The organism is Flavobacterium sp. ov086 (assembly GCF_900187965.1).
Taxonomy (GTDB): domain Bacteria; phylum Bacteroidota; class Bacteroidia; order Flavobacteriales; family Flavobacteriaceae; genus Flavobacterium.
The window spans coordinates 1-22,906 of the sequence record NZ_FZNL01000020.1; the positions used below are offsets into that span (position 1 = coordinate 1).

The following is a 22,906-nucleotide window of genomic DNA, read 5'->3' on the forward strand; positions in this document are numbered from 1 at the left end:
CAGACCAAGGCTGGCAATACCAAATGAATCATTACCAACTTTTATTAAAACAAAAAGGAATCAAACAAAGCATGTCAAGAAAAGGAAACTGCCTAGATAATGCAATTATTGAAAACTTCTTTGGAATATTAAAATCTGAAATGTTTTATACCCAAAAATTTAAATCAATAGAACAATTAAAAAAAGAAATTAATAAGTATATAATATATTACAATAACGAAAGAATTAAATCAAATTTAAACAAAATGAGCCCGATAAAATATCGAGCTCATTATTATCAAACTTAATTATAAATTTGTCTAAACTTTTGGGTGCAGTCTATAAGAGAATTGGCTTTTTTATTTATAACTAGTAAATTTGCCGCTATGAATGATAACTTTATAAATGAATATTTTGGAATAGGAATACAAAATGGTAAAACACCTGAAAATTTGGGTGTCTTGTGGCGCTCGGCTCAAAACTTAGGCGCTACTTTTATATTTACCATAGGTAATCGATATGCCAAACAAGCTTGTGATACTCATGATGCAGTAAAGGCGATTCCTTATTTCCATTATGATACTTTTGAAGCTTTTTTTGAAAACTTACCAAAGGGAGCAAGATTAGTTGGTATTGAATTAGATGATAAAGCTGTTGATTTGGAAACCTTTGAACACCCAAGACGTTGTGTTTATTTATTAGGAGCAGAAGATCATGGTTTATCCAAAAAAGTAATGGATAAATGCCATCATTTAGTAAAATTCAAATCAGAAAAGAGCTTAAATGTGGCCGTTGCAGGAACTATTATTATGTACGACAGAAACTTGTCTAAACCACGTTCTTAAAGTAAAATCTTAGTTATTACAGTAAATATTCTTCAAAAAAAATGCGGTGATTATATAATTTTTTCACCGCATTTGTTATTTAGAGTTTACAATTTTTAGATGTTGGCATTTTTATAATAAAATACCGTTTTGTAATGTTTGCTCATTCCACTATTTCCCAATACAGAAATTAGCAGCCCAGTGTTTACAGGGGTTTCAGATTTTGAGGTACAAATAAGATACTAATCCGAACAAAACATCACAAAATAAAAACAAACAAACTTTTTATCTATTATCTCAATTAAAGTTCAACTTTTGTTAATTTGTGATAACATCTTTTCTAAGAACACATTAGACCAGTGGTTACTGCAAAAATATAAAATTTAAGTAATAAAAGACAATGTTTTTTAATGATATTTTATGAGCCACCGCTTTCATTTACCAATTTCCCTTCAAGCCTTCTTTTAGTGCACTATTGTATTTTTCTAAGTCAAAGCTATATAAGTCAGGTGCTTTATGAGCACCACCTTTACGTGATTCATCTAGTTTTGTCAAGATGTCGTAACGCAAAAATTTTCTATAAAAATTCCCTCGATTAAGTTTTTTACCTAAAATGGCTTCATATAATTTTTGAAGTTCAGGCATTGTAAATTTTTCCGGTAAAAGGTTATAGCCAATTGGATGATTATTTAATTGTTCACGTAACGTAAGAAGCGCTTTTTCAAAAATTACTCCGTGATCCATCATAAAGGGTTGTAAATTATCAATAGGTTGCCACTGACAGGCAGTTGAAAAATCATCGACAATTAAATTTACTTTTGGGTAATCTACAAGGGCGTAATAGCCTATAGAAACAAAACGCTGTTTATTCCATAAAGTATCTGGATATTCCTTAAAAAAATCTTCTGAACGGTTTAAGTTTCCAAAAGTATAAAATTGTTGTAGGTAAATATTTTCATTACCCGTTCTGTCTTTTAAGATACGAATTGCTGCATCATCTACATTTTCATCTTTTTGTACATATCCTCCTGGAAGACCCCATAGGTCTTGATCTTTCATTTTGATTGTTAGTACTTTAAGAGAAGTTTCGTGAAAACTAAAAATAGCACAATCTATAGAAAGTGTTGGGATATATTTTTCCCATGACTCTTCAGATCGTTTCTCTAGTATTTTTTTTAATTCCATTAGATATAATTATCCTCAAATTTAGTCTTTTGATATTTATGTGTCAACTTAATTAAATTTTTTCTGACATTTTTGTATTCATTCAAAATAAAAAAAATAGGCTTCTATTTCTTTTCTTACATCTGATTTTTATCTCTTACAAAATTTAAGGTAAAATAATTTTTCTCACTGATTTCAATACTTTCCGCAAACGTGATAGCAACTTTTTTGTGCAATTTTTTATATACAAGGATATAATCTATTTGTTGATTTTATCGAATTTATTGTCTGATATAAATACGATTATGAAATTTTTTAATGGAATTATTTGTTGATATGAGAAATAGTATTTAATATTGCTTCACAATGAAGCAATGAATTTTAATACAGACTTAACTAACTAACCACTCATGAAAAAATTATTGATTTCAGCAATTTGTATGACTCTTTATCCAACTTTTGAAGGTTTTTCTCAAGAGGAAAAAAAGCAACAAAAAGCTGTAGATTCGACTAAAACTAAAATTGTAGAAACAGACACTAAAGAAGAAAAAAACAGGAATGTCATGCTTAATGCGGCCAATAATACAGGGCCGCGTGACGTAAATATTGGTTTACCATCAACAGTTGGAGGAATTACAATTCAGGAAAATGATTTACCTGTTGTGTATTATTTTTGGCCAGAGTTGCCAAACAGAACCTGGAGACAAAGCAAAAGTTTAGGGCGCACAGGTTTATTAAAAATTGGAGAAGCAGCAATAACTACAGGCGATTTAGGTTTTGCAGTGAACTCCTATACAAGATTAGGAACGGACAAATTAGAAGTCAACGGTAATTTCTCCGGATCAAGTTTCGGATGGATGAAAGGCGATTTGAATGTTTCTGGTCCACTAAGCAAAGGTTGGTCTTACACTATGGGCGCTTATGCTAATTTTGATCCGAACTCTTTTGATCTAAAATTTGCCAAATATTCAGATCGAACTCAAATTTACAGAGCTGGATTAACCAAGAAATTTAATAACGGAAAAGGTCAAATTAGCTTTTTGTATAAATATGCAAACTCAGCTTCTTTAACCAATTATGCCGTTTTTAGATACAAAGAAGGTGGAAAAGTGGAAGAATACAATGATTTTAAAATTGGACGTGATTCGTATATCGTAAATGACGGAACATTGAAATTTAAAGACATTCTTAGCGGCGAAACTAAATTTGCCGATATGGGCGGAAGCGATGCCGCAACGACTTCTCACACCTTTGATCTCTTAGGAAATTATGATTTGGCAAACGACTGGAAATTTACTTTCTCAACTCGTTTTAGAACTTCAAAAGCTTCGCAGTTAATTGCAATTCCACTTAGTATTTTTCAGGGAACTGCAGCAGATAATTTTACTTACGACGCAACAGGTCAGCCTTATGTAGGCAACGTAAACTCAATGTTGGCGATGTATACAGACGGAACGCCAACAACAAGCGTATTGTCTCGATTTGAAATTAAAAAGAATGTAGAGAAACACAAATGGAGATTTGGATTGTTAGAGTACTACTACAATGTTGATGAGTTTACTTCGAGCCGTTCGTTCTTTAATCAAACAGTAAGTGCAAATCCGGATAAATTGGTTCGTAATACTCCGGGTGGAACTTCAAATACAGATGCCGACGGATTTTACAATTACAATGTTGGTGGTGAATACCACAATGGTTTCGAGAATAAATTATCAGGATATTTCTCTGATAACTGGACCGTTTCTGATCGTTTGACTTTGGCTTATGGTGTTAATTTAAGATATCACAAACTAAAAGGAGATTATTATCAAACGCCTAGAACGCCAAATATCGTATTTGATCCAAGTCAGAAATCATACTTCGATAACAACTGGTTTCATTTAGGAGGTTCTATAAATGCCGTTTATAAAGTAACAAAAAGCGCCGGAGTTTTGGCAGATTTCACGTATACTGAAAAAAATGGTCAGTTAGAAAGTTATTCAGGAGCTGCAGTGCCTAATTTATCTAAAACAAAAAGTCCTTTAGCCGCATTTGGATTGTACTACAATCAGGAAAAATTTAGCCTTGTTTCGCAGGCAACTTATTTAACGAGAAATAATTATCAGGCTAGATTAAACCTGGTAAACCCTGCAAATGCAAGTCAATCAGAAGTAGCAACTGTTTTTTATGATATCCAGACTCTGGGCTGGACTACAGACATTGTGGCAACTCCTTTTAAAGGGTTTAACCTTCATTACCTGATTACTTTTCAGGATCCTGTTTATAAGAATTATGATTTCTCTGCTTTTGGAAATAATTATTCTTATAACGATAAAAACGTTCTGGAAATTTCTAAAGTATTGATGGAAATTGATCCAAGTTATACTTACAAAGATTTCAAGGTTTGGGCAAGTTTCCGTTATTTCAGTAAACAATATGCAAACCTTACAAATGCTTTGTATTTTGCGCCAAGATGGGAAACTTTTGGAGGTGTAAACTATAAAATCAATGACCATTTTGATATTGGTTTAACGGCAGTAAACTTCTTAAACCAAACTGGTGCCAAAGGAACAATCAACGGAGCAGAGTTAATTACAGATGCTTCGGCTTATTACGACAAGCTTTTGGTGGGTTCTTACATTCGACCATTTACTCTAGAAGCATCTCTAAATTTTAGATTTTAATTTTACATATAATGAAAAAAACAATCATAACAGCCGGTTTCGCTTTTTTGATAAGTGTTGCAGTACAAGCACAACAAGAAAATTTTACCATAGTTAAGAATAATAAAGGTGCCGATTTGGGATATTCTCCCGAATCCGGTATCAAAATCCTGACCGTTAATGGAAAGAAATTTAAAGATTTAAACAAAAACGGGAAGCTGGATAAGTATGAAAATTGGCGCCTTTCGGCAGATGAAAGAGCCAAAGATCTAGCCTCGCAAATGACAGTAGAACAAATTGCGGGATTAATGTTATACAGTCGTCATCAGGCTTTACCGGCTGGTGTTGCAGGTTATAATGCAGGAACTTACAACGGAAAAATATTCCCGGAAAGTAATGCCAAAGCTTATGATTTAACAGATCAGCAAAAAGCATTTTTGAAAGAAGATAATCTTCGTCATGTATTAATTACAAAAATACAAAGTCCGGAAGTTGCCGCTTTATGGAACAACCAAATGCAGGCTTTTGTAGAAGGAATTGGACTCGGAATTCCGAGTAATACAAGTACAGATCCGCGACATACAGCCAATGTAACATCAGAATTTAACGGTGGAGCAGGAGGAGAAATTTCGATGTGGCCTGATGGTTTAGGAATGGCATCAACCTTTGACCCAAAAATTGTAGAACAGTTTGGACAAATTGCTGCCAAAGAATATCGTGCGCTGGGAATTGCAACGGCTTTATCGCCACAAATCGATTTGGGATCTGAACCAAGATGGTATAGAATTTCAATGACTTTCGGAGAAAGCCCGGCTTTAACTCGTGATATGGGAAGAGCTTACATCGACGGATTTCAAACTTCTTACGGAAAAGATGAAATCAAAGACGGCTGGGGTTACAAAAGTGTAAATGCTATGGTAAAACACTGGCCAAGTGGTGGAGCTGAAGAAGGTGGACGTGACGGACACTGGGCGTACGGAAAATTTGCTGTATATCCAGGAAATAATTTGCAGCAACATATTGATCCTTTTGTAAATGGTGCTTTCAAATTAAAAGGAAAAACAAGCAAAGCTTCGGCTGTAATGCCATATTACACGATCACTTTTGATCAGGATAAAAAATACAATGAAAACGTTGCTAATGGTTATAGCAAATACATTATTACTGATTTACTAAGAGATAAATACGGTTATGATGGCGTAGTTTGTACAGATTGGCTTGTTACTGGAGACGAAGGAAAAACACCTAATTTATTTGCAGGAAAACCGTGGGGAGTGGAGAATCTTTCGATTGTAGAAAGACATTACAAAGCCATAGTTGCCGGAGTAGATCAGTTTGGTGGTAATAATGATAAAAAGCCAGTTCTAGAAGCGTATCAAATGGGAATCAAAGAATTTGGTGAGCCCTTTATGAGAGCACGTTTTGAAAGATCGGCGGTTCGATTATTAAAAAATATTTTTAGAGTCGGACTTTTCGAAAATCCGTATTTGAATATTGCCGAAACAAAAGCAATTGTTGGAAATCCTGAGTTTATGAAAGCAGGTTATGATGCGCAGTTAAAATCGGTTGTATTGCTGAAAAATAAAGCATCAGTTTTGCCTTTGAAGGAAAAGAAAACCGTTTTTATTCCGAAGATTTACACCGCTTCAACCAAAGATTGGTGGGGAGTTGCGAGTCAGCCAAAATTAGATTATCCAGTGAATTTAGAATTGGTAAAAAAATATTATAATGTAACCGAAGATCCGTCAAAAGCTGATTTTGCGATTGTTTTTGTAACAAGTCCACAAAGTTTAGAGGGCGGTTATGATTTGAAAGACAGACAAAACGGAAGCAACGGTTATGTGCCAATTTCACTTCAATACGGAACTTATACAGCAACTGAAGCCAGAGCAAAAAGTATCGCTGCTGGAGATCAGGTTATTGACCCGACAATTAAAGACAGAACGTACAAAAATAAAACAGTTACTGTAGCCAATACAATGGATTTGAGAACAATTCTCGATACGAAAGACATGATGAACGGAAAACCGGTTATTGTTTCGGTTACAGCTTCAAAACCAATGATTTTTAATGAATTTGAAAAACAGGTTGATGGTATTGTTTTGAATTTTGGAGTTTCTTCGCAAGCTGTTTTAGATATTATCTCAGGAAAAACAGAACCTTCAGGATTACTACCTGTTCAGATGCCAGCCAATATGGAAACTGTCGAAAAACAATTTGAAGATGTTCCTTACGATATGATTCCACATAAAGACAGCGAAGGAAATGTTTATGATTTCGCTTACGGATTAAACTGGAAAGGTGTTATAAAAGATGCGAGAACTGAAACATACAAGAAGCAGTAGTTTTTAATTTCACAAAGACAATAAAGCGCAAAGCTTTTTTACTTGCGTTGCCATTACATTCAACAATAAACCACAAACAGATGAAAAATAAACTGACCTTATTATTTGCCTGCTTTATGATATTTAGCAGTACCTTAAAAGCCCAGGAAACGATAAAACTATACACTGGAAAAGCACCGGGATCTGAGAACTGGACACAAAAAGAAGCTCAAATGTACTCAGATCTTTTTAAGACAGAAGTAGTTTACAATGTGACAGATCCATCATTGTTAGTTTTCCAAGTTCCAAAAGGAGTAAAAAATACAGGAACTGCAATTGTTATCGCTCCAGGCGGAGGCTTTCAAAGTTTGTCAATTAATAGAGAAGGAAAAGAACTGGCAGAAATTTTAAGTCAAAAAGGAATCACAGCTTTTGTTTTAAAATACCGTTTGAATAAAACGGAGAGCAATGATCCAGCAAGAGAAATGATGGATAAATTGAAAGACAGAGCTGCATTTGAAAAAAACTCTTTAGCTACTATAAAACTTGCTGCACAAGATGGTAAAAAAGCTCTTAAATATGTTCGTGACAATGCTTCAAAATACGGAATCGATACTAAAAAAGTGGGTATAATTGGATTTTCTGCAGGAAGTACCGTGGCAATGGAAACAGTTTTGGATAATAAAGCAGACCAGCTACCGGATTTTGTAGCCAATATTTATGGAGGTCCAAGAGAAGATCTTTTGAAGCTAGCAACACCAGAAAAAAAGATTCCAATGTTTGTGTGCGCTGCAAGCGATGACCAGTTAAAATTGGCTCCAAGAAGTATTCAAATGTATACTAAATGGCTTGAAGCCGGACAAAGTGTCGAATTGCATATGTACTCAAAAGGTGGACATGGTTTTGGAACAGGAAAACAAAATTTACCCGTTGATTCATGGGAAATCCGCTTTGAAGAATGGCTGACACTACAAGGATTTCTAAACTAAAAACCAAGACTTTTTAAACTATCTATATTATGAAACAAAAAATTATAAAAACTGCGAGAGTATCACTTTTGACCGCTTTAGTACTTTCGAATTTATCTTGGAATACAATTCCAAATGATGAAACTAATCCACCGCTTTTAACTGTTAAAGGGTTTAAATTTTTTGATTTAAACAGGAATGGGAAATTAGATCTTTGGGAAGATACACGTCTTTCAACAGATCAAAGAATTGATGCCATCATCAAAGAAATGACCAATGCAGAAAAGGTAGAACTGCTTATAGGAACCGGAATGCCAGGAATCGAAGTTTTGACTGGTCCGGTTGGAGATTCTAAACAAGGTTTAGTTCCCGGAGCTGCTGGAGGAACTGCTGCCTTTGAGCGTTTCGGAATTCCTGCAACTGTTGTAGCCGATGGTCCCGCTGGTTTGAGAATTGCGCCAACGAGAGATAACGATACTAAAACGTATTATGCAACGGCATTTCCGGTTGGAACCGCTTTGGCTTCAACGTGGAATAAAACGCTTTTGGAAGAAGTTGGAAAAGCAATGGGAAATGAGGTAAAAGAATATGGTGTTGACGTTTTATTAGCGCCGGCTTTAAACATCCACAGAAATCCTTTAAACGGAAGAAACTTCGAATATTATTCTGAAGATCCATTGATTTCTGGAAAAACAGCAGCAGCGATTGTCAACGGAATTCAGTCTCAGGGAGTAGGAACTTCAATCAAGCACTTTGCAGTGAATAATGAAGAAACCAATCGTTTGACGATCAATGCTCACGTTTCAGAAAGAGCTATTAGAGAAATCTATTTGAAAGGTTTTGAAATTACGGTTAAAGAATCACAGCCTTGGACCATAATGTCTTCCTATAATAAACTCAATGGCGAATATACTTCAGCCAGAAAAGATTTACTGACTGAAGTTTTGAGAAACGAATGGGGTTTTAAGGGAATTGTAATGACCGACTGGTTTGGAGGTTTTCCAGGTTTTGAAACAATTTCAAAAGGCTCAAATTCTGATGTTGTACAGCAAATGATTGCCGGAAACGACCTTTTAATGCCAGGAATTCCAGTTCAGAAAAAAGCATTATTAGAAGCTTTAAATTCAGGTAAATTATCTCAGGAAGTTGCCAATACAAATGCAAAAAGAATTTTAGAATATATTTTCCGTACACCAACTTTTGCAAAATATAAATACAGCGATAAACCCAACTTAACTAAAAACGCTGAAGTAACAAGAAATGCTGCGGCAGAAGGAATGGTTTTGCTTAGAAATGAAAATAATGCATTGCCTTTTGCTAACAAACAGAAAGAAGTTTCGTTATTTGGTGTTACTTCTTACGCTTGGATTACTGGTGGAACAGGAAGTGGAAGTGTGAATAATAAACATACAGTTTCTCTTTTGGAAGGTCTGACAGCCTCTGGTTATAAATTAGACAAAGAATTGGTTGATCTTTATAAACCTTATGCTGAAAAAGAGGTTGCTGCTGAAAAAGAAAATAGAAAAGCTAAAGGAATTTTAGCTTTACCTCAAAGGCTATCAGAAATGAAAATGGATGATGCTTTTATTGCCAGAAAAGCAGCAAGTTCTGAAATTGCTTTTGTGACTTTAGGAAGAAATTCCGGAGAAGGCGGGGATAGAGTTGTAGATAATGATTTTAACATGGCAAATGAAGAAATTGAAATGCTGGATAAAATTTCGAAAGCTTTTCATGCAAAAGGGAAAAAAGTCGTAGCTATTTTAAATATTGGTGGTGTAATCGAAACAGCATCATGGAAAGATAAAGTGGATGCTATTTTACTAGCGTGGCAACCTGGTCAGGAAGGTGGACATTCTGTTGCTGATGTAGTTTCAGGAAAAATAAATCCATCAGGAAAACTAACCATGACTTTTCCGATGAAATATTCGGATACATCTTCGGCAAAAAACTTTCCGGGAATTCCTGTTGATAATCCAAAAGAAGTTACCTATGAAGAAGGTGTTTATGTTGGATACCGTTATTTTAATACCTTCAACATTAAACCCTCTTACGAATTTGGTTTTGGAATTTCGTATACTACATTTGATTATTCTGATGTAAAATTAAGTTCTCCAACTTTCAATGATAAAATGACAGTTTCAGTAACAGTGAAAAATACAGGAAAAACTGCAGGAAAAGAAGTTGTTCAATTATATCTTTCAGCTCCATCAAAATCTATTGATAAACCAAAAGAAGAATTAAAAGCTTTTGAAAAAACTAAAGAATTGAAACCAGGTGAAAGTCAAACTATACAATTGAATTTATCTCCAAAAGATTTGGCTTCATTCTTAGAGAGCAAAAGTGCGTGGATTGCTGAAACAGGAGCCTATAAAGTTTTGATTGGGTCTTCCTCTTTAAATATTAAAAAGACTGCTGAATTTTCCGTGCTAAATGAAATTACGGTTGAAAAAGTAAAGAAATCTTTTGAATTAGATTCAAAGTTTACAGAGCTAAAACCTTAAGAATTTAGTTAATGAATGTTAGTAAAAAAGCCTTCAAAATATATATTTTTTGAAGGCTTTTTTTATTTAATGTTTTCCGTTTCCGTTTCCATGACCATGACCATTTCCATGGCCATGATTACCATTATCTTTCCCTTCTTTGTTATTTCCTCTACCTGGTTTTTGTCCATAAGTTTTCTGAGGTTTTCCTTTGTAACCTTTACCATATTTTACTTTATGAACTTTATAATTATCATAAGGTCGATCTCCTCTATAATCAGTCAGTACTACTTTGTACTCATTATATAGATCATAGTTTCTATATCTAGAAGGTAATGATCTTGTTCTGACCCATCTTCCGTTATTCAAATAAATATAATATGATGCACTAACATCATAATAGGTTTCAAGATCCGGTAAATAGTAATAACGAGCATCATTATAACCTACAGGCCCCCATGAGGGTGGAGTGCCAATATTAACATTTACAGATACCTGAGCTTGAGAGTAACTAAAAGAAAGGAACAAGATTCCTATCAAAAAATATTTTGTAGTTTTCATGATTTTACTTTTTAATTCATTTAATGTATTTGGATAAAACAAAAAACGTGCCTAAAGTTTTAATCTTTTATAATAGGCTGATGGAATGTAAACCCCAATATCTACATAAAAAAGAGAAATTGAACCTAAGATCAATCCTATAAGATATGTTATCTATATAATTGAGATGTGTTTTAAATTAAGTAAATTGCAACCCATTAAATTACTTTTATAATGTCCAATTTTGAAGCATTTTTCGATTACATTCAAGAAATATCAGGCAAACTGTTATCAGAAGATGATAAGCATTTATTGACAACACATTTCAAACCCAGAAAACTTCGAAGACGGCAATACTTTTTACAGGAAGGAGACGTATGCAAATATATCGGGTTTATTGTGAAAGGATCCGCCAGGACCTTTACAGTAGATGAAAAAGGACGTGAACATATATTAAAATTGTCTATGGAAAATTGGTGGCTGACAGATTTTGAAAGCTTCTACCTATTAACGCCGAGCCGATTCAATATTGAAGCGCTGGAGGAATTGGAAATCCTTCAATCAACCAACGTGGAAATTGAGGATTTTCTTAAGCATATCCCTGCCTTTTTAGCGATGTCGAACGTAATCAGTCAAAACAACACCATTGCAGCTCAGAAAAGAATGCAGGCTATTAACTATTCAGCTGAAGAGCGCTATGAAGAATTGGTTAAAAGTTATCCTTATTTTCTACAGCGGTTTCCGCAAAATATGATTGCTTCTTATTTGGGATTATCATCTGAAACCTTGAGCAGGATAAAGAAAAACGCTTCAAAATAAATCTTTCAGCTATTTCATACTTCGCTATCACTACGCCCGTTAAATTTAATAGCCCAGGAATCTTCTTTCCCTGAATATAAATATTCTATTGATCAATGTCTGGATTACAAGGTAATTTGTAGATTACTTCCGCCAGGTACCCCAATTCGGTTACGCCAACTTTGCACCTTTTTGTATCGAAAACTACTGAACGTTGAAATTTATGCCCTTGTGATCCTCTGGAGGCCTGCATTTTTATTTATATTTTTTTTTATAGGTTGCTGTCTTGTAATTAGTTAATGTATTTATTTGATTTACTTCACCAATTTGAATTGACATTTATCATGTGTAATTAGTGATCCATGTCAAGATGTAGTTCGTTATGATGTCGCAACTTTGAATGTGCTTCAGAAGGGAAAAAACATGAAGGGCTTCAATATAATTAATAAAAATCATGAGAAAATTAGAAAACAAGGTAGCGGTAGTTACTGGCGCTTCCAAAGGAATAGGTGCAGCCATCGCTAAACACTTTGCAGCAGCAGGCGCAAAGGTTGTTGTAAATTATGCTTCCAGTAAAGAAGGGGCAGATAAAGTAGTTAAAGAGATAATCGATAATGGTGGTATAGCCATTGCGGTACAGGCAGATGTATCGAAAGAAGCTGATGTAACCAGATTGTTTAAAGAAACCGAGAAGTCTTTTGGCACGCTCGATATTTTGGTAAATAATGCGGTATCTCAGGGATATGCACCAATTGAACTCATTTCGGTAGTAGACTTCCACCAAAGTTTTAACGTTAATGTGCTGGGGCCAATCCTAACTATCCAGGCAGCTCTGAAACTTTTTGGAGATAAAGGAGGAAACATCATTAATATCAGTTCGGGTGCAAGTAAGTATCCGTTGCAAAATGCCTCTTTATACTCTTCAACTAAAGCTGCACTGGACGCCTTCACAATTGCTTTATCTAAGGAGTTGGGTGTTAAAAACGTTCGTATCAATTCTATTTTGCCGGGTGCTACCGAAACGGAGGGGGCAGTAAGCGCGGGTGTTACCGTGGGCAGTGAGTATGAAAAGATGTTTGTCGAAAAAACACCGCTTGGCCGTAGAGGACAACCCGCAGATATTGCCAAAGCGGCAGTATTTCTGGCTTCCAATGACGCGGCCTGGATCACGGGAGAGCAAATTTCCGTTTCGGGCGGTATGTATGGTTTTTAAAGTCATACCAAAAATGAAGTCAATATGATATTATCTCCAGGAGGAAGATAATTTGAAATAAGAAAGCTGAACGCATTAATGTGCTCAGCTTTTTGCTTTGTTTGACCTTAAGAGATTCAGGTACCAGTTTCAAGTTTTTAAATTATTAGGAAATAAGGGAGTTACTTAACAGCAGATTGGTTATAGTACAGATGATTCACCGAGTAACAAGTACAAAATTCTTGATTGTCGTATCTTCAGCTTATTAAGTGCATATCTCAAGTACAATTAGCTGCTTTCTTTGGTGTACCCCCGATTTAAGCAAATAGTGAAACTAGCGGAACAATGTTCTTCGAAATACTTAATCTAGATCAAGACTATTTCTTAAACTAAGTCATTGGAATATGGCTATCCATGGTCGGATATTTGTTTCTACAAATTATAGTTAACATTAAATAGAAATAGTTATGACACGAAAATCACAAGTTGCAGTTATCGGCCTGGGAAACATCGGAGCTGCAATTGTCACAAATCTGACAAAAGGAAAACGTTCAGTTATTGTTGCTGATAGAACAATTGAAAAAGCGAACCAGCTTTCTCAGAGATTAGGCAGTCTAGTGCAGCCAGCAACTATTGCTGATGCAATTAAACAAGCAGACATTGTTGTATTAGCTATTTATTTTGATCCAATCAAAGAGTTTTTTAAAACTTATGCAACAGAATTACAAGGTAAAATTATTGTAGATCCTTCCAATCCAATTGCTCCTGATGAAAATGGTGGTTTCAAAAAAATAATTGGTGTAGACGAATCAGCAGGACAAATACTCTCTACATTATTACCTTATGAGGCAAAATTGGCGAAAGCATTAGGAACATTAGGAGCAGAATCCCTTGCAAGTGCTTCTTTTCAGACACCTGAAAAAGCAGTGGAGTTTTATGCTACTGATGATAGTAGTATTAATAATAAAATTGAAGAACTAATTCGTGATAATGGTTTTGAACCATTAAGGATTGGAGGTCTTAATCAATCAATCCGTTTAGAAGTTTTTGGTGATCTTCATCAGTTTGGAGCTTTAGGAAAAACGGTTACTCTTGCTGAAGCAAAAAATATAATTAATAACATCTAATGAAAACAATTAAATTTTTAATGATTCTAAGCTTTACGGTAGGCTTAGGAAATCAATCCTTCTCACAAACTTCAACCGTTGGAACAATTAAACAAAATGAACTTAAACAGAATGAAAATATGAAAACTCCAAAAGAAACAGTAGAACTTTTTTTAGCTAATACAACCAATCCGGATGTTATAAAATCAGTAGTTGATCCGAACGCTACATACATTTCATTAAATTTCAATAACCCGGAATTACAAAAAGTTCTTCCTTGGACAGGAACACATCACGAAGGGGCAAAAGCTTTTATTGACACTTTTGCAGGTGTAAATGAATTTTGGACTATTCAAGATTTCGCAGTGCAAGACATATTCTCTGAAGGTGAAAAGGTAGCTGTTTTTGGAACTTTTACTTATACATCAAGAACTCTTAACAAGAAAGTAACGTCACCTTTCTCAATACTTGCCAAAGTTAAAGATGGAAAGATTTATCATTTTATGTTCATGGAAGATACATTCGCTACAGCTGGTACTTTCAGAATTACTCCTGCGGGTACATTTCACAGTGATCCAAAAGGCAAAGAATTTAAATCATAATTAAATTCACTAGAAATGAATATTTTTCACAGACACAGAAGGCAAAAATTGTAATAAGATAAAAAAAAATAAAAAATGAACAATGAAAAAGGGATTACAAGAAAACTGATATCAAAAGACGGTACCGAAATAGGTTATACTAAATTTGGCGAGGGACCCTCAATTGTAATTTGTCATGGTTCTTATACTGTACAAGAAGATTGGTTTGCTTTTGCAAATGAACTTGCAACAACACATACCGTATATGTTTACGACAGAAGAGGCAGAGGTCAAAGTATGGATACAGCAAAATATTCTCATGATAAAGAAGTAGATGATTTAGCGGCCATGGTAGTTTTAGCAGGAGTAGGTACTTCCATATTAGGGCATAGTTTTGGAGGTGGGGTCGTTTTAGCCTATATGATTCGTGATGGCTTCAGAGGAAAGGTGATAATGTATGAACCGATGAATTCTATTTTGCGTGAAGTAAGTGGTGGTTATTTACAAGAACTAAAAGCTTTAGTGAATAGAGGTGATTTAGATGCTGCTACATTTCTTGCTCAAACCAAATTAGTTGGCCTGCCAGCAGCTGGAGTAGAAACGTTTCGAAGTAGTCCCTATTGGTCTTCCTTTACTAAATATACGCCGATTTTTGTAAGGGAAGCTGAGGCATTGGATAACTTGAAGCCGACTGTCATAGATGCGGAAAAAATAAAAGCAAAAACTTGGCTGTTACTAGGTGATCAATCATGGGCGTCATTAAGAATCGCATCGGCAGGTGTGGTATCTATTATAAAAGGGCTTACGGTTTATCCCATAGTCGGACAACATCATATGGCTTTTTCTGAAAAGCCGTCTTTACTCAAGGATTTGGTAATTAGGTGCTTATCTGAAAAATTTTAATACGGAAAAAGGAAAAACATATATTTTTAAAGCAAAATAATAAATTACAATAAAATGATTTTTTAAATGGCCTTCATTCTTTCTTGCAACAATGCGAGTTATACATTGATTTTTAAGCAGTTGGATAAAAAGTGCGGGCCATTTTTTTATTAAAAGTAAGTACAATCAGTTATGTGTTTTTTTTATCGTGGTCTTCAGCTGGACGAATAATCATTCTAAGGTATTGATCTTTGGATATATATGCACTGATCCAACTAAAGAAGGTTTTTGTTTTATTTCGGAAATTAATAAGTGATAACAAGTGTACAAATAGCCACATTAGCCAGGCAGTTATCCCCTTAAAATGTAAATTTGGATTTGGCAAGTCAGCCACAGCCTTATTTCGTCCTATAATTGCCATTGATCCTTTATCATTATAATGAAAAGGTTTTTGCTCTTCTCTTTTAAGTTCAGCAATAATATTGCTTGCTAAAAGTTTTCCCTGCTGAATGGCTACCTGTGCAAGTTGTGGATGACCGTTAGGAAATGCAGGATCAGTTGCTTGATAAGAAGTGTCTCCGATGGCATAAATATTAGCAGTACCAATTACTTTATTATAGGAATCAACAAGCAATCGTTGTCCTCTTCCGTAATGTTCACTGGTAAGGCCTTTGAATACACTTGCTGTAACACCAGCTGTCCAAATAAGATTTTTTGTTTCGATAGTACTGTCATCTGCTAAGAAGACAGTATCATTGCTAAAATCTTTTACTAGCTGGTTGAGTTTTATTTGTATCCCCATTTTAGCGAGTGAATTGTAGGTATACTGCTGAGATGATTTACTCATTGGGGCCAGTAAAGTAGGTAGGCCATCTAAAATATAAATGTCAAATGGAAGTTCTTTGAGTTCGGGATAGTCTTTTGCAAAAATATTTTGTCGCAGTCCTCCGAGCATACCCGCGATTTCTACACCAGTTGGGCCACCTCCGGCAATTACTACTGTAGTAAGTTTTTTGCGCTCCAAGGGATCTTCAGTTCTTGTGGCAAGTTCAAATCGTTCAAGTAACGTATTTTTAAGATATATTGCATCAGCTATGGTCTTCATAGGCAATGCGTTTTTCGTTATATTCTCATTGCCAAAAAAATTGCTTTTTGTTCCTGTAGCAATAATTAGTTTATCATAGACAAGTTCTCCGGTTGTGAGCACCACAGTATTTATATCGGTCTTTATTTCAAGTAGTTCTCCCATATGAAAAGTGAAATTGGAATAACCTCTAAAATATTTTCTATAAGGATAACTTATATTTGAAACATCTAAAAATCCTGTAGCCACTTGGTATAACAATGGGGGGAAGAAGTTATAGTTATTTCGGTCTACTAAAGTAATGTGCAAACTTTTATTTTCTTTTAAAAGAGCTTTTGCGGTATTGATACCGGCAAAACCGCCACCGATAATGATAATGTTTTTTGTTTTCATAAAAATAGTATTATTGAAGAATTGGCATTACAGTATTTGCACTGCCTCATTTTTTTGGTTCTGATTCAATTTACAAGTACAAATTTCGGATTAAAGAATCTGTCTAAAAATGAACAGGATCAATAATTAAAATTGATCTAGATTAACTTTTGAAATATTTTTGAGGTTCTTAATAGGTTGTATTAGTATTGTTTTTTTTAGTATTAAAAGATATTTATCATTGATGTTGTAACGGTATATTAGTTCTTTACAGGTAGAAATGTTTCTTATATAATTAGTTGGTCTTAAACTTGTTTAAGTATTTTTCTTAAACAAGTTTAAGTGTCAATTTCATATTTTATCTTCAAATTTGTTTAATACTATGTTATGCTTTAGAAGAGAGATTCTGAATTGATCCTTTTTATAGTTATTATAAAATTGCCGTAATACACTTGTATAGACCATCTTTTAATAAAATGAACTTTGGAAGATAATACTGCCGCTACAGATACACTTATTAATTATTTTAATACTTTTTTTGCACTTACTGCTGAAGAGAAAGAACTTGTAGTTTCGTCCTTTCAATTACGTCGTTATCGTAAACATCAGTATGTATTACAGGAAGGGAACAATTGCCAGCATTTTAACTTTGTATTGCAGGGATGTTTGCGAATGTACCAGATCGATACTAGGGGAAATATTCACATTTTGCAGTTTGCTATAGAGCAGTGGTGGGTCAATGATTTGCATAGTTTTCATAAAAATATTGCTTCAAATCTTAATATTGATGCTCTGGAGGACACCCAGATATTACAAATTACCTATCAAAACCTTATTGACCTCTATGAAAAGGCACCTCGATTCAATCAGATTTTCAGGGTACTTACAGAGAATGCTTATATAGGTATTCAAAAACGACTATTGCTCAATATAAGCTCGACTGCAGAAGAGCGCTACATTCATTTCGCTACTACTTATCCCTATCTTCTTAACCGTATTTCACAGGTTCAAATTGCCGGTTATCTTGGTGTAACTCCTGAGTTTTTAAGTAGATTGAGAAAAAAAACAATAAAGTAAAGAGACAAAATCTTAATCTAGATCAATTTAATTTCTTGATTTGAATCATAGGCTTGTGAGAGCCCGGTTGCAGAACTTTGTCATTATAAAATTTTTAATAATCTGATTATTATTTTATCAATATAAAGTATTTATTAAGGTTACTTCAGGACAAAGAGTATTCTATAAATTTGAAGAGCTCTTGATTATACGTTTTTGAGATTAAACTTAAATGCGATGTTTTTATGTGGGTAAAGTAATTTGAATATAGAGATATTATTGATTAAAGATGCAATACTTAAATGGAAAATAAAAGATGAATGCAATTTTGATGGTACATTATAAAATAAGTACTAATGATTCGGATACCTTTGAAATATGGAAGGAAAAAATGGATTCTGTGATTCGTTCTTTTAATGGGTATTTAAGCACAACGGTTCTATACCCCATTAATAACAATGATCATCATTACATCATATTACGGTTTGATTCTCGTGAAAAAGCACAGCAATGGATGCAATCGGATTTCAGGCGTATTATGCTGGAAGATTCAGATACTACTTGGATGACAGAGAAGGAAGAAGTTGTACAGCAATGGAATAATTTCTGGTATAGCAATTTTAAAGAGGTGAAAAAATGGAAGCAGTGGACGATAACCTTCATTGCTGTGTACCCAATTACTTTAATAATGCCCATCTTGGTCCAATACCTGTCATTTTTTTGGGAAGGTATTGTTACTGCTGTGCTTATCTCAGGATGTATGAATTTTATTTTAATGCCCTACATAGTTAAAGCATTTAAAAATTGGCTATCAAATTAAATTAAGAGGGATAAACTAGAGCAAAAACTTATTTTTTATTCTGGGAAGCTTAAATTTATTGTTCAATTAGTTCTACAGATTTAACTTCTCCGTTATCATTTTTATATGTCAAATTGAGCTTAGAATTTTTATAAAAGTCTTCTAAAAAGAGAATACAATCATTCTCAGGAGTTCTGGTTGTAAGGTCTTGGTTATTGATTTTTAGGATCTGAAATCCATTTTTTAATCCAATTTTTTCAGCTTGGGTATTGGTCCAAACAATACCAATTGAATAAAAAGTTTCTTCGGTTGTATCTTTAAAACCAAAGGTTCGCTGATTTTCATAATTTTGAATTTGTTTAAAAGGAACAAAGTAAAAAACTTTATTGATAAAATCCAGTGTAATTGTTCCATATTGGGCAAGTTGCATTCCAATTGCATTTTTTGTTTTTTCTGATTGAATTGTAATTATATTATTAATTTGGGCATCGCCAAATTTTATTTGATTGATTAAAACCCTATTCTTTTTTTCAGGTTCTATCTTGCCATTTATACCAATTGATGTTACTCCAAAACCTTCATTTAGGATCTTTGCAGTACCTTTTTTAATAACCTTGTCCAATATTTTACTCGAGAGGCTTATAAATTTGTCTGCACCACTATCAAAAAGTGCTTCAAAACTTATTTCATTGCTTAAGTTTATTTTTATATAAGGCTTTCCTATTTGATTTATTGAAATTGGGGTTTGGTAAGGATTCTGCAAGGCTAGTTTTTGTAAGTTGTCAGTTAAAACAATCTCTTTCTTTTTCAGATCAATATTGACGATACAATTTCTAAACAAATTACTTCCCACTATGCCATCAATATTAAGGCAATTTAGGGGATAACTTTTTTGAGTATTAATTACAAGGGAAGGAATATCTTGAAATGTTAGCTTGCCTATTTGTAATTTTTTTACACTCACTATTTTTGAATCACTTGATTTTCCGTTTACATCATCTACAGCTGCAGAACCAAGTTTTATATAATTCATAGTGCTTTGTATTTCTTCTGAAATTACCAGTACTGAACCTGTATCGAATATGAATCGTTTATCTACACCATTTACTTTAACAGCAATAATTATTTTATTTTTTACAAACTCAAAAGGAATAGTATCACAGAAATTTTTCTGTAAAATAGTACCATTTTTAAAATCTGATTTTTGACCAAAACTAACGGTTACCATAAGTAAAGAAACAATGAGCAGAAAGATTTGTTTACAATTCATAATTGATGTTGATTTAATTCTAGAGAAGCTTCTTCAAAATTACACAAATAGTGATGCGAGTTGATAAAATTATAGGTTTGAATATTTTTTTCTACTGAACTAAAATTGATACTTCGCGTAGAACTCAATTTTCAGTGTTGTTTCATTGTGTCAAATTATTTAGATTCAAGAGAGATAATTTGTCCTATAGTTGTTGTTACATCATAGACATAAACATTTTTCAAATCTTGAGATTCATTTAAATTATTGTGTAAAATGGGAGTTGGTATTTTAGGTACGCTGAAAAACGGATTACTATTCTCAGATGTATTAGCAACTTCTTTTATAGATACATTGTAAGATTTAAGAGGGACATAACTTCGTATACGACAATTACCTCCTAAAAGTGATTTTACTTTAAGGTTTTTAAGTGTTCCATTGTTCCAAGTCATATCAATGATTTCAAAACCTCCTCTGGCACGCAATCCTTTGACCTGTCCATTTTTCCATTGCTCTGGCAAGGCGGGAAGAAGATGAATAGCACCATCGTGGCTCTGTAAAAGCATCTCTGAAATACCCGAAACAAATCCAAAATTTCCATCAATCTGAAATGGAGGGCAGGCATCCATTAGATTAGGATAGGTTCCACCAGCCTCAGAGTCTTCACCCGCAACAGGTAGTTTTGCAGGGGTAATTTGGTTTTTGATCAATTTTAGTGCATGGTCGCCATCGAGTAATCTTGCCCAAAGATTTATCTTCCAATTCATGGACCATCCCGTGGATGGATCTCCCCGATGCAATAGTGATGTTTTTGCTGCACCAAAGAGTTCTGGTGTTCTGTAGGGAGAAATTTGGTTTGAAGGGAATAATCCATACAAATGAGACACATGTCTGTGATGGTCATCGGGATTGTCCCAATCCTCGAGCCATTCCTGTAATTGGCCAAATCGACCAATTTGCATTGGAGCTAGTTTGTCTCGTGTAAGGAGCAAAGTATTTACAAATTCATTATCCTTACCAAGTATTTTAGCTGTATTAATTGTTTTAGAAAAAAGATCGAATATAAGTTGATTATCCATCGTAGCACCTGCTGTAATAACCTTCCACTGCTTTCTTACTGAATAAGGTGCATTTTCAGGAGAAACAGAGGGTGAGATTACAAGCCATTTGTGAGTGGGTTCTTCTACAAGAAAATCAAGGTAGAAGAGGCAGGCTTCTTTAAGGGTTGGATAAACCGATTTTAGGAATTTTTTATCTCCATTGTAGGCATATTTTTCCCAGAGGTGCTGAGAAAGCCACGCAGAACCCATTGGCCATATACCAGTGGGACCATCTATGGCTCCGGTTGAACGCCAAATATCAGTATTGTGATGTGCCACCCAGCCGTTGCAGTTATACATGGAGCGGGCTGTTTGTCTCCCAGTTATAGAAAGGTCTTTTATCATATCCATTAAGGGTTGATGCATTTCTGCTAAATTGGTTACCTCGGCCGGCCAGTAGTTCATTTCTGTATTAATGTTAATGGTGTATTTACTATCCCATGCAGGAAAAAGCTCGTTGTTCCAAAGACCTTGTAAAGTGCTGGGTTGCCCCCCAGGCTCAGAGGAGGATATTAATAAATACCTTCCAAACTGAAAATATAAAGCAACGAGTTGTGGATCATCAGTAGATGTAAATTCTTTTACTCTTTGATCTATGGGTTTGGTAGTTTGCTCAGTGGTACCCAAATCTAAGGCTACTCGGCCAAATAAATTGGAATAGTATGCAATATGATCACTCTTGAGTTTTTGATAATCTTTTTTGAGCGCGAGTGCCAAGAATTTTTCTGCTTTTTGAGACGCATTATTGGAAAGATCATTGTAAGACTTAAAATTAGTACCAATAGAAATATATAGTATAGCAGAATCGGCATTAGAAACTTCCAGAGTAGTACCCGATACGTCAACTTTTCCTCCTTTTGAAATTATTTTCAGACGTGTTTCAAATGCAACTTTTCCTTCTATTGTCTCGTGATTAGATGTAATACCCGACATGCCGATTTGATCATTGGCGTACGTTTTATAATTTATGGGAGAATCCCTGTTAGTGAAGGCACTAAAATTTAAAGTTCCAGGAGTAGAAGCAATGATATGCATAACAATTACCTGATCTGTAAATGAGGTAAAGGTTTCGGTAGTATAAGTATTCTCACCAATTTTATAAGATGCAAGAGCCACAGCATTATCCAAACTGAGTTGACGTTTGTAATGGGTATAATTTTCATGACCCGGAAAGTGAAGATGTAATTCACCAGCCGTTTGATAAGGCATACCATGTGCTTTTTGGGTAATCATTTTTTGGCAGGCAAGTTCTTCAGCCCGAGCAAAATCCCCTTTAAAAATAAGCTCCCTGATTTTCTCCAGAGATCCTAGCATTAGCGTATTATCATTACGATAGGGCCCACCGCCCCAAATAGTCCCCTCATTGAGCTGGATTGTTTGATTTACTGGATCGCCGTATAACATTGCTCCGAGTCTTCCATTGCCTAATGGAAGCGCTTCAAACCAATTAACTGCGGGTGTATTATAGCGAAGTATATTATCATGATACTGTGCCAGTACAGGGGAAATTGAAAAGAAAAGAGGCAAAAATAGGAGAAAGGTGGTTAGACTTACCGATTGCAATTTTGGTAAAAGCAATACATTATAGGAATGAAATTTTAGTAGCAGACTCATAATTATATATAATGGTTAGAATGACTACAAGTATACGTTTTTTTTAAATATTGCTTGAGTCGAAATTCAGTTTTAAATGACAAATAAGTAATGTTTTCAGAGTTATTCGTTTGATTAAGTGATGTTTCGGAATTTTGACAGATTAAAATCAG

Annotated in this window: 18 protein-coding genes; 13 read left to right on the top strand and 5 right to left on the bottom strand. The window is 34.4% G+C overall.

Annotated features, from left to right (window positions below; all coding sequences use genetic code 11):
• Nucleotides 1-287 (top strand): IS3 family transposase (locus CHB81_RS19430; RefSeq protein WP_141130429.1); only part of this gene is annotated, 287 nt, incomplete at its 5' end.
• Nucleotides 288-365: 78 nt separating this feature from the next.
• A complete protein-coding gene (locus CHB81_RS19435; protein WP_089353504.1) occupies nt 366-824 on the top strand; it encodes an RNA methyltransferase in 459 nt (152 codons plus the stop codon).
• Between the two features lie 417 nt (nt 825-1,241).
• Here CHB81_RS19435 and CHB81_RS19440 read toward each other — a convergent pair whose 3' ends face one another.
• Nucleotides 1,242-1,988: an NUDIX domain-containing protein gene (locus CHB81_RS19440; RefSeq protein ID WP_089353505.1), complete on the bottom strand. Its 747-nt coding sequence runs from the start codon at nt 1,986-1,988 to the stop codon at nt 1,242-1,244.
• A gap of 389 nt (nt 1,989-2,377) precedes the next feature.
• Here CHB81_RS19440 and CHB81_RS19445 point away from each other — a divergent pair, with 389 nt between their 5' ends.
• The 4 genes from CHB81_RS19445 (at nt 2,378) to CHB81_RS19460 (ending at nt 10,402) form a co-directional block, all read left to right on the top strand.
• A complete protein-coding gene (locus CHB81_RS19445; RefSeq protein ID WP_089353506.1) occupies nt 2,378-4,630 on the top strand; it encodes a TonB-dependent receptor in 2,253 nt (750 codons plus the stop codon).
• 11 nt (nt 4,631-4,641) lie between these two features.
• Nucleotides 4,642-6,954 (top strand): glycoside hydrolase family 3 N-terminal domain-containing protein, encoded by a 2,313-nt coding sequence (locus CHB81_RS19450; protein ID WP_089353507.1) that lies wholly within the window; start codon nt 4,642-4,644, stop codon nt 6,952-6,954.
• Nucleotides 6,955-7,034: 80 nt separating this feature from the next.
• Nucleotides 7,035-7,922 (top strand): alpha/beta hydrolase, encoded by an 888-nt coding sequence (locus CHB81_RS19455; RefSeq protein WP_089353508.1) that lies wholly within the window; start codon nt 7,035-7,037, stop codon nt 7,920-7,922.
• Between the two features lie 29 nt (nt 7,923-7,951).
• The gene (locus CHB81_RS19460) at nt 7,952-10,402 is read left to right on the top strand and encodes a glycoside hydrolase family 3 N-terminal domain-containing protein (protein WP_089353509.1); all 2,451 of its coding nucleotides are present in this window, start codon (nt 7,952-7,954) and stop codon (nt 10,400-10,402) included.
• A 66-nt stretch (nt 10,403-10,468) separates the two neighbouring features.
• Here CHB81_RS19460 and CHB81_RS19465 read toward each other — a convergent pair whose 3' ends face one another.
• A complete protein-coding gene (locus CHB81_RS19465) occupies nt 10,469-10,942 on the bottom strand; it encodes a hypothetical protein (protein WP_089353510.1) in 474 nt (157 codons plus the stop codon).
• A 213-nt stretch (nt 10,943-11,155) separates the two neighbouring features.
• Here CHB81_RS19465 and CHB81_RS19470 point away from each other — a divergent pair, with 213 nt between their 5' ends.
• The 5 genes from CHB81_RS19470 (at nt 11,156) to CHB81_RS19490 (ending at nt 15,501) form a co-directional block, all read left to right on the top strand.
• Nucleotides 11,156-11,740, top strand: coding sequence for a Crp/Fnr family transcriptional regulator (locus CHB81_RS19470; protein ID WP_089353511.1), 585 nt, complete (start codon nt 11,156-11,158; stop codon nt 11,738-11,740).
• 433 nt (nt 11,741-12,173) lie between these two features.
• Entirely contained in the window at nt 12,174-12,932 is a 759-nt protein-coding gene (locus tag CHB81_RS19475; protein WP_089353512.1) for an SDR family NAD(P)-dependent oxidoreductase, read from the top strand.
• A 446-nt stretch (nt 12,933-13,378) separates the two neighbouring features.
• Entirely contained in the window at nt 13,379-14,038 is a 660-nt protein-coding gene (locus CHB81_RS19480; RefSeq protein ID WP_089353513.1) for an NADPH-dependent F420 reductase, read from the top strand.
• On the top strand, nt 14,038-14,619 hold the full coding sequence (locus tag CHB81_RS19485; RefSeq protein WP_199232492.1) for a nuclear transport factor 2 family protein: 582 nt from the start codon (nt 14,038-14,040) through the stop codon (nt 14,617-14,619). Before CHB81_RS19480 ends, CHB81_RS19485 begins: the two co-directional genes overlap by 1 nt.
• Before the next feature lie 75 nt (nt 14,620-14,694).
• On the top strand, nt 14,695-15,501 hold the full coding sequence (locus CHB81_RS19490) for an alpha/beta fold hydrolase (protein WP_089353514.1): 807 nt from the start codon (nt 14,695-14,697) through the stop codon (nt 15,499-15,501).
• Nucleotides 15,502-15,670: 169 nt separating this feature from the next.
• Here CHB81_RS19490 and CHB81_RS19495 read toward each other — a convergent pair whose 3' ends face one another.
• Entirely contained in the window at nt 15,671-16,957 is a 1,287-nt protein-coding gene (locus tag CHB81_RS19495) for an NAD(P)/FAD-dependent oxidoreductase (protein WP_089353515.1), read from the bottom strand.
• A 462-nt stretch (nt 16,958-17,419) separates the two neighbouring features.
• Between CHB81_RS19495 and CHB81_RS19500 the strand changes: the two genes are divergently transcribed.
• Both CHB81_RS19500 and CHB81_RS19505 read left to right on the top strand, forming a co-directional pair.
• Complete coding sequence (locus tag CHB81_RS19500) at nt 17,420-18,013, top strand: Crp/Fnr family transcriptional regulator (RefSeq protein ID WP_089353516.1); 594 nt, start codon at nt 17,420-17,422, stop codon at nt 18,011-18,013.
• A 295-nt stretch (nt 18,014-18,308) separates the two neighbouring features.
• Entirely contained in the window at nt 18,309-18,812 is a 504-nt protein-coding gene (locus tag CHB81_RS19505; RefSeq protein ID WP_089353517.1) for a hypothetical protein, read from the top strand.
• 55 nt (nt 18,813-18,867) lie between these two features.
• Here the strand turns inward: CHB81_RS19505 and CHB81_RS19510 are convergent, their stop codons facing one another.
• Both CHB81_RS19510 and CHB81_RS19515 read right to left on the bottom strand, forming a co-directional pair.
• Nucleotides 18,868-20,061: an aspartyl protease family protein gene (locus CHB81_RS19510; protein ID WP_089353518.1), complete on the bottom strand. Its 1,194-nt coding sequence runs from the start codon at nt 20,059-20,061 to the stop codon at nt 18,868-18,870.
• Between the two features lie 155 nt (nt 20,062-20,216).
• Nucleotides 20,217-22,754, bottom strand: a complete 2,538-nt coding sequence (locus tag CHB81_RS19515; RefSeq protein WP_089353519.1) for a glycoside hydrolase N-terminal domain-containing protein — start codon at nt 22,752-22,754, stop codon at nt 20,217-20,219.
• Nucleotides 22,755-22,906 lie beyond the last annotated feature (152 nt).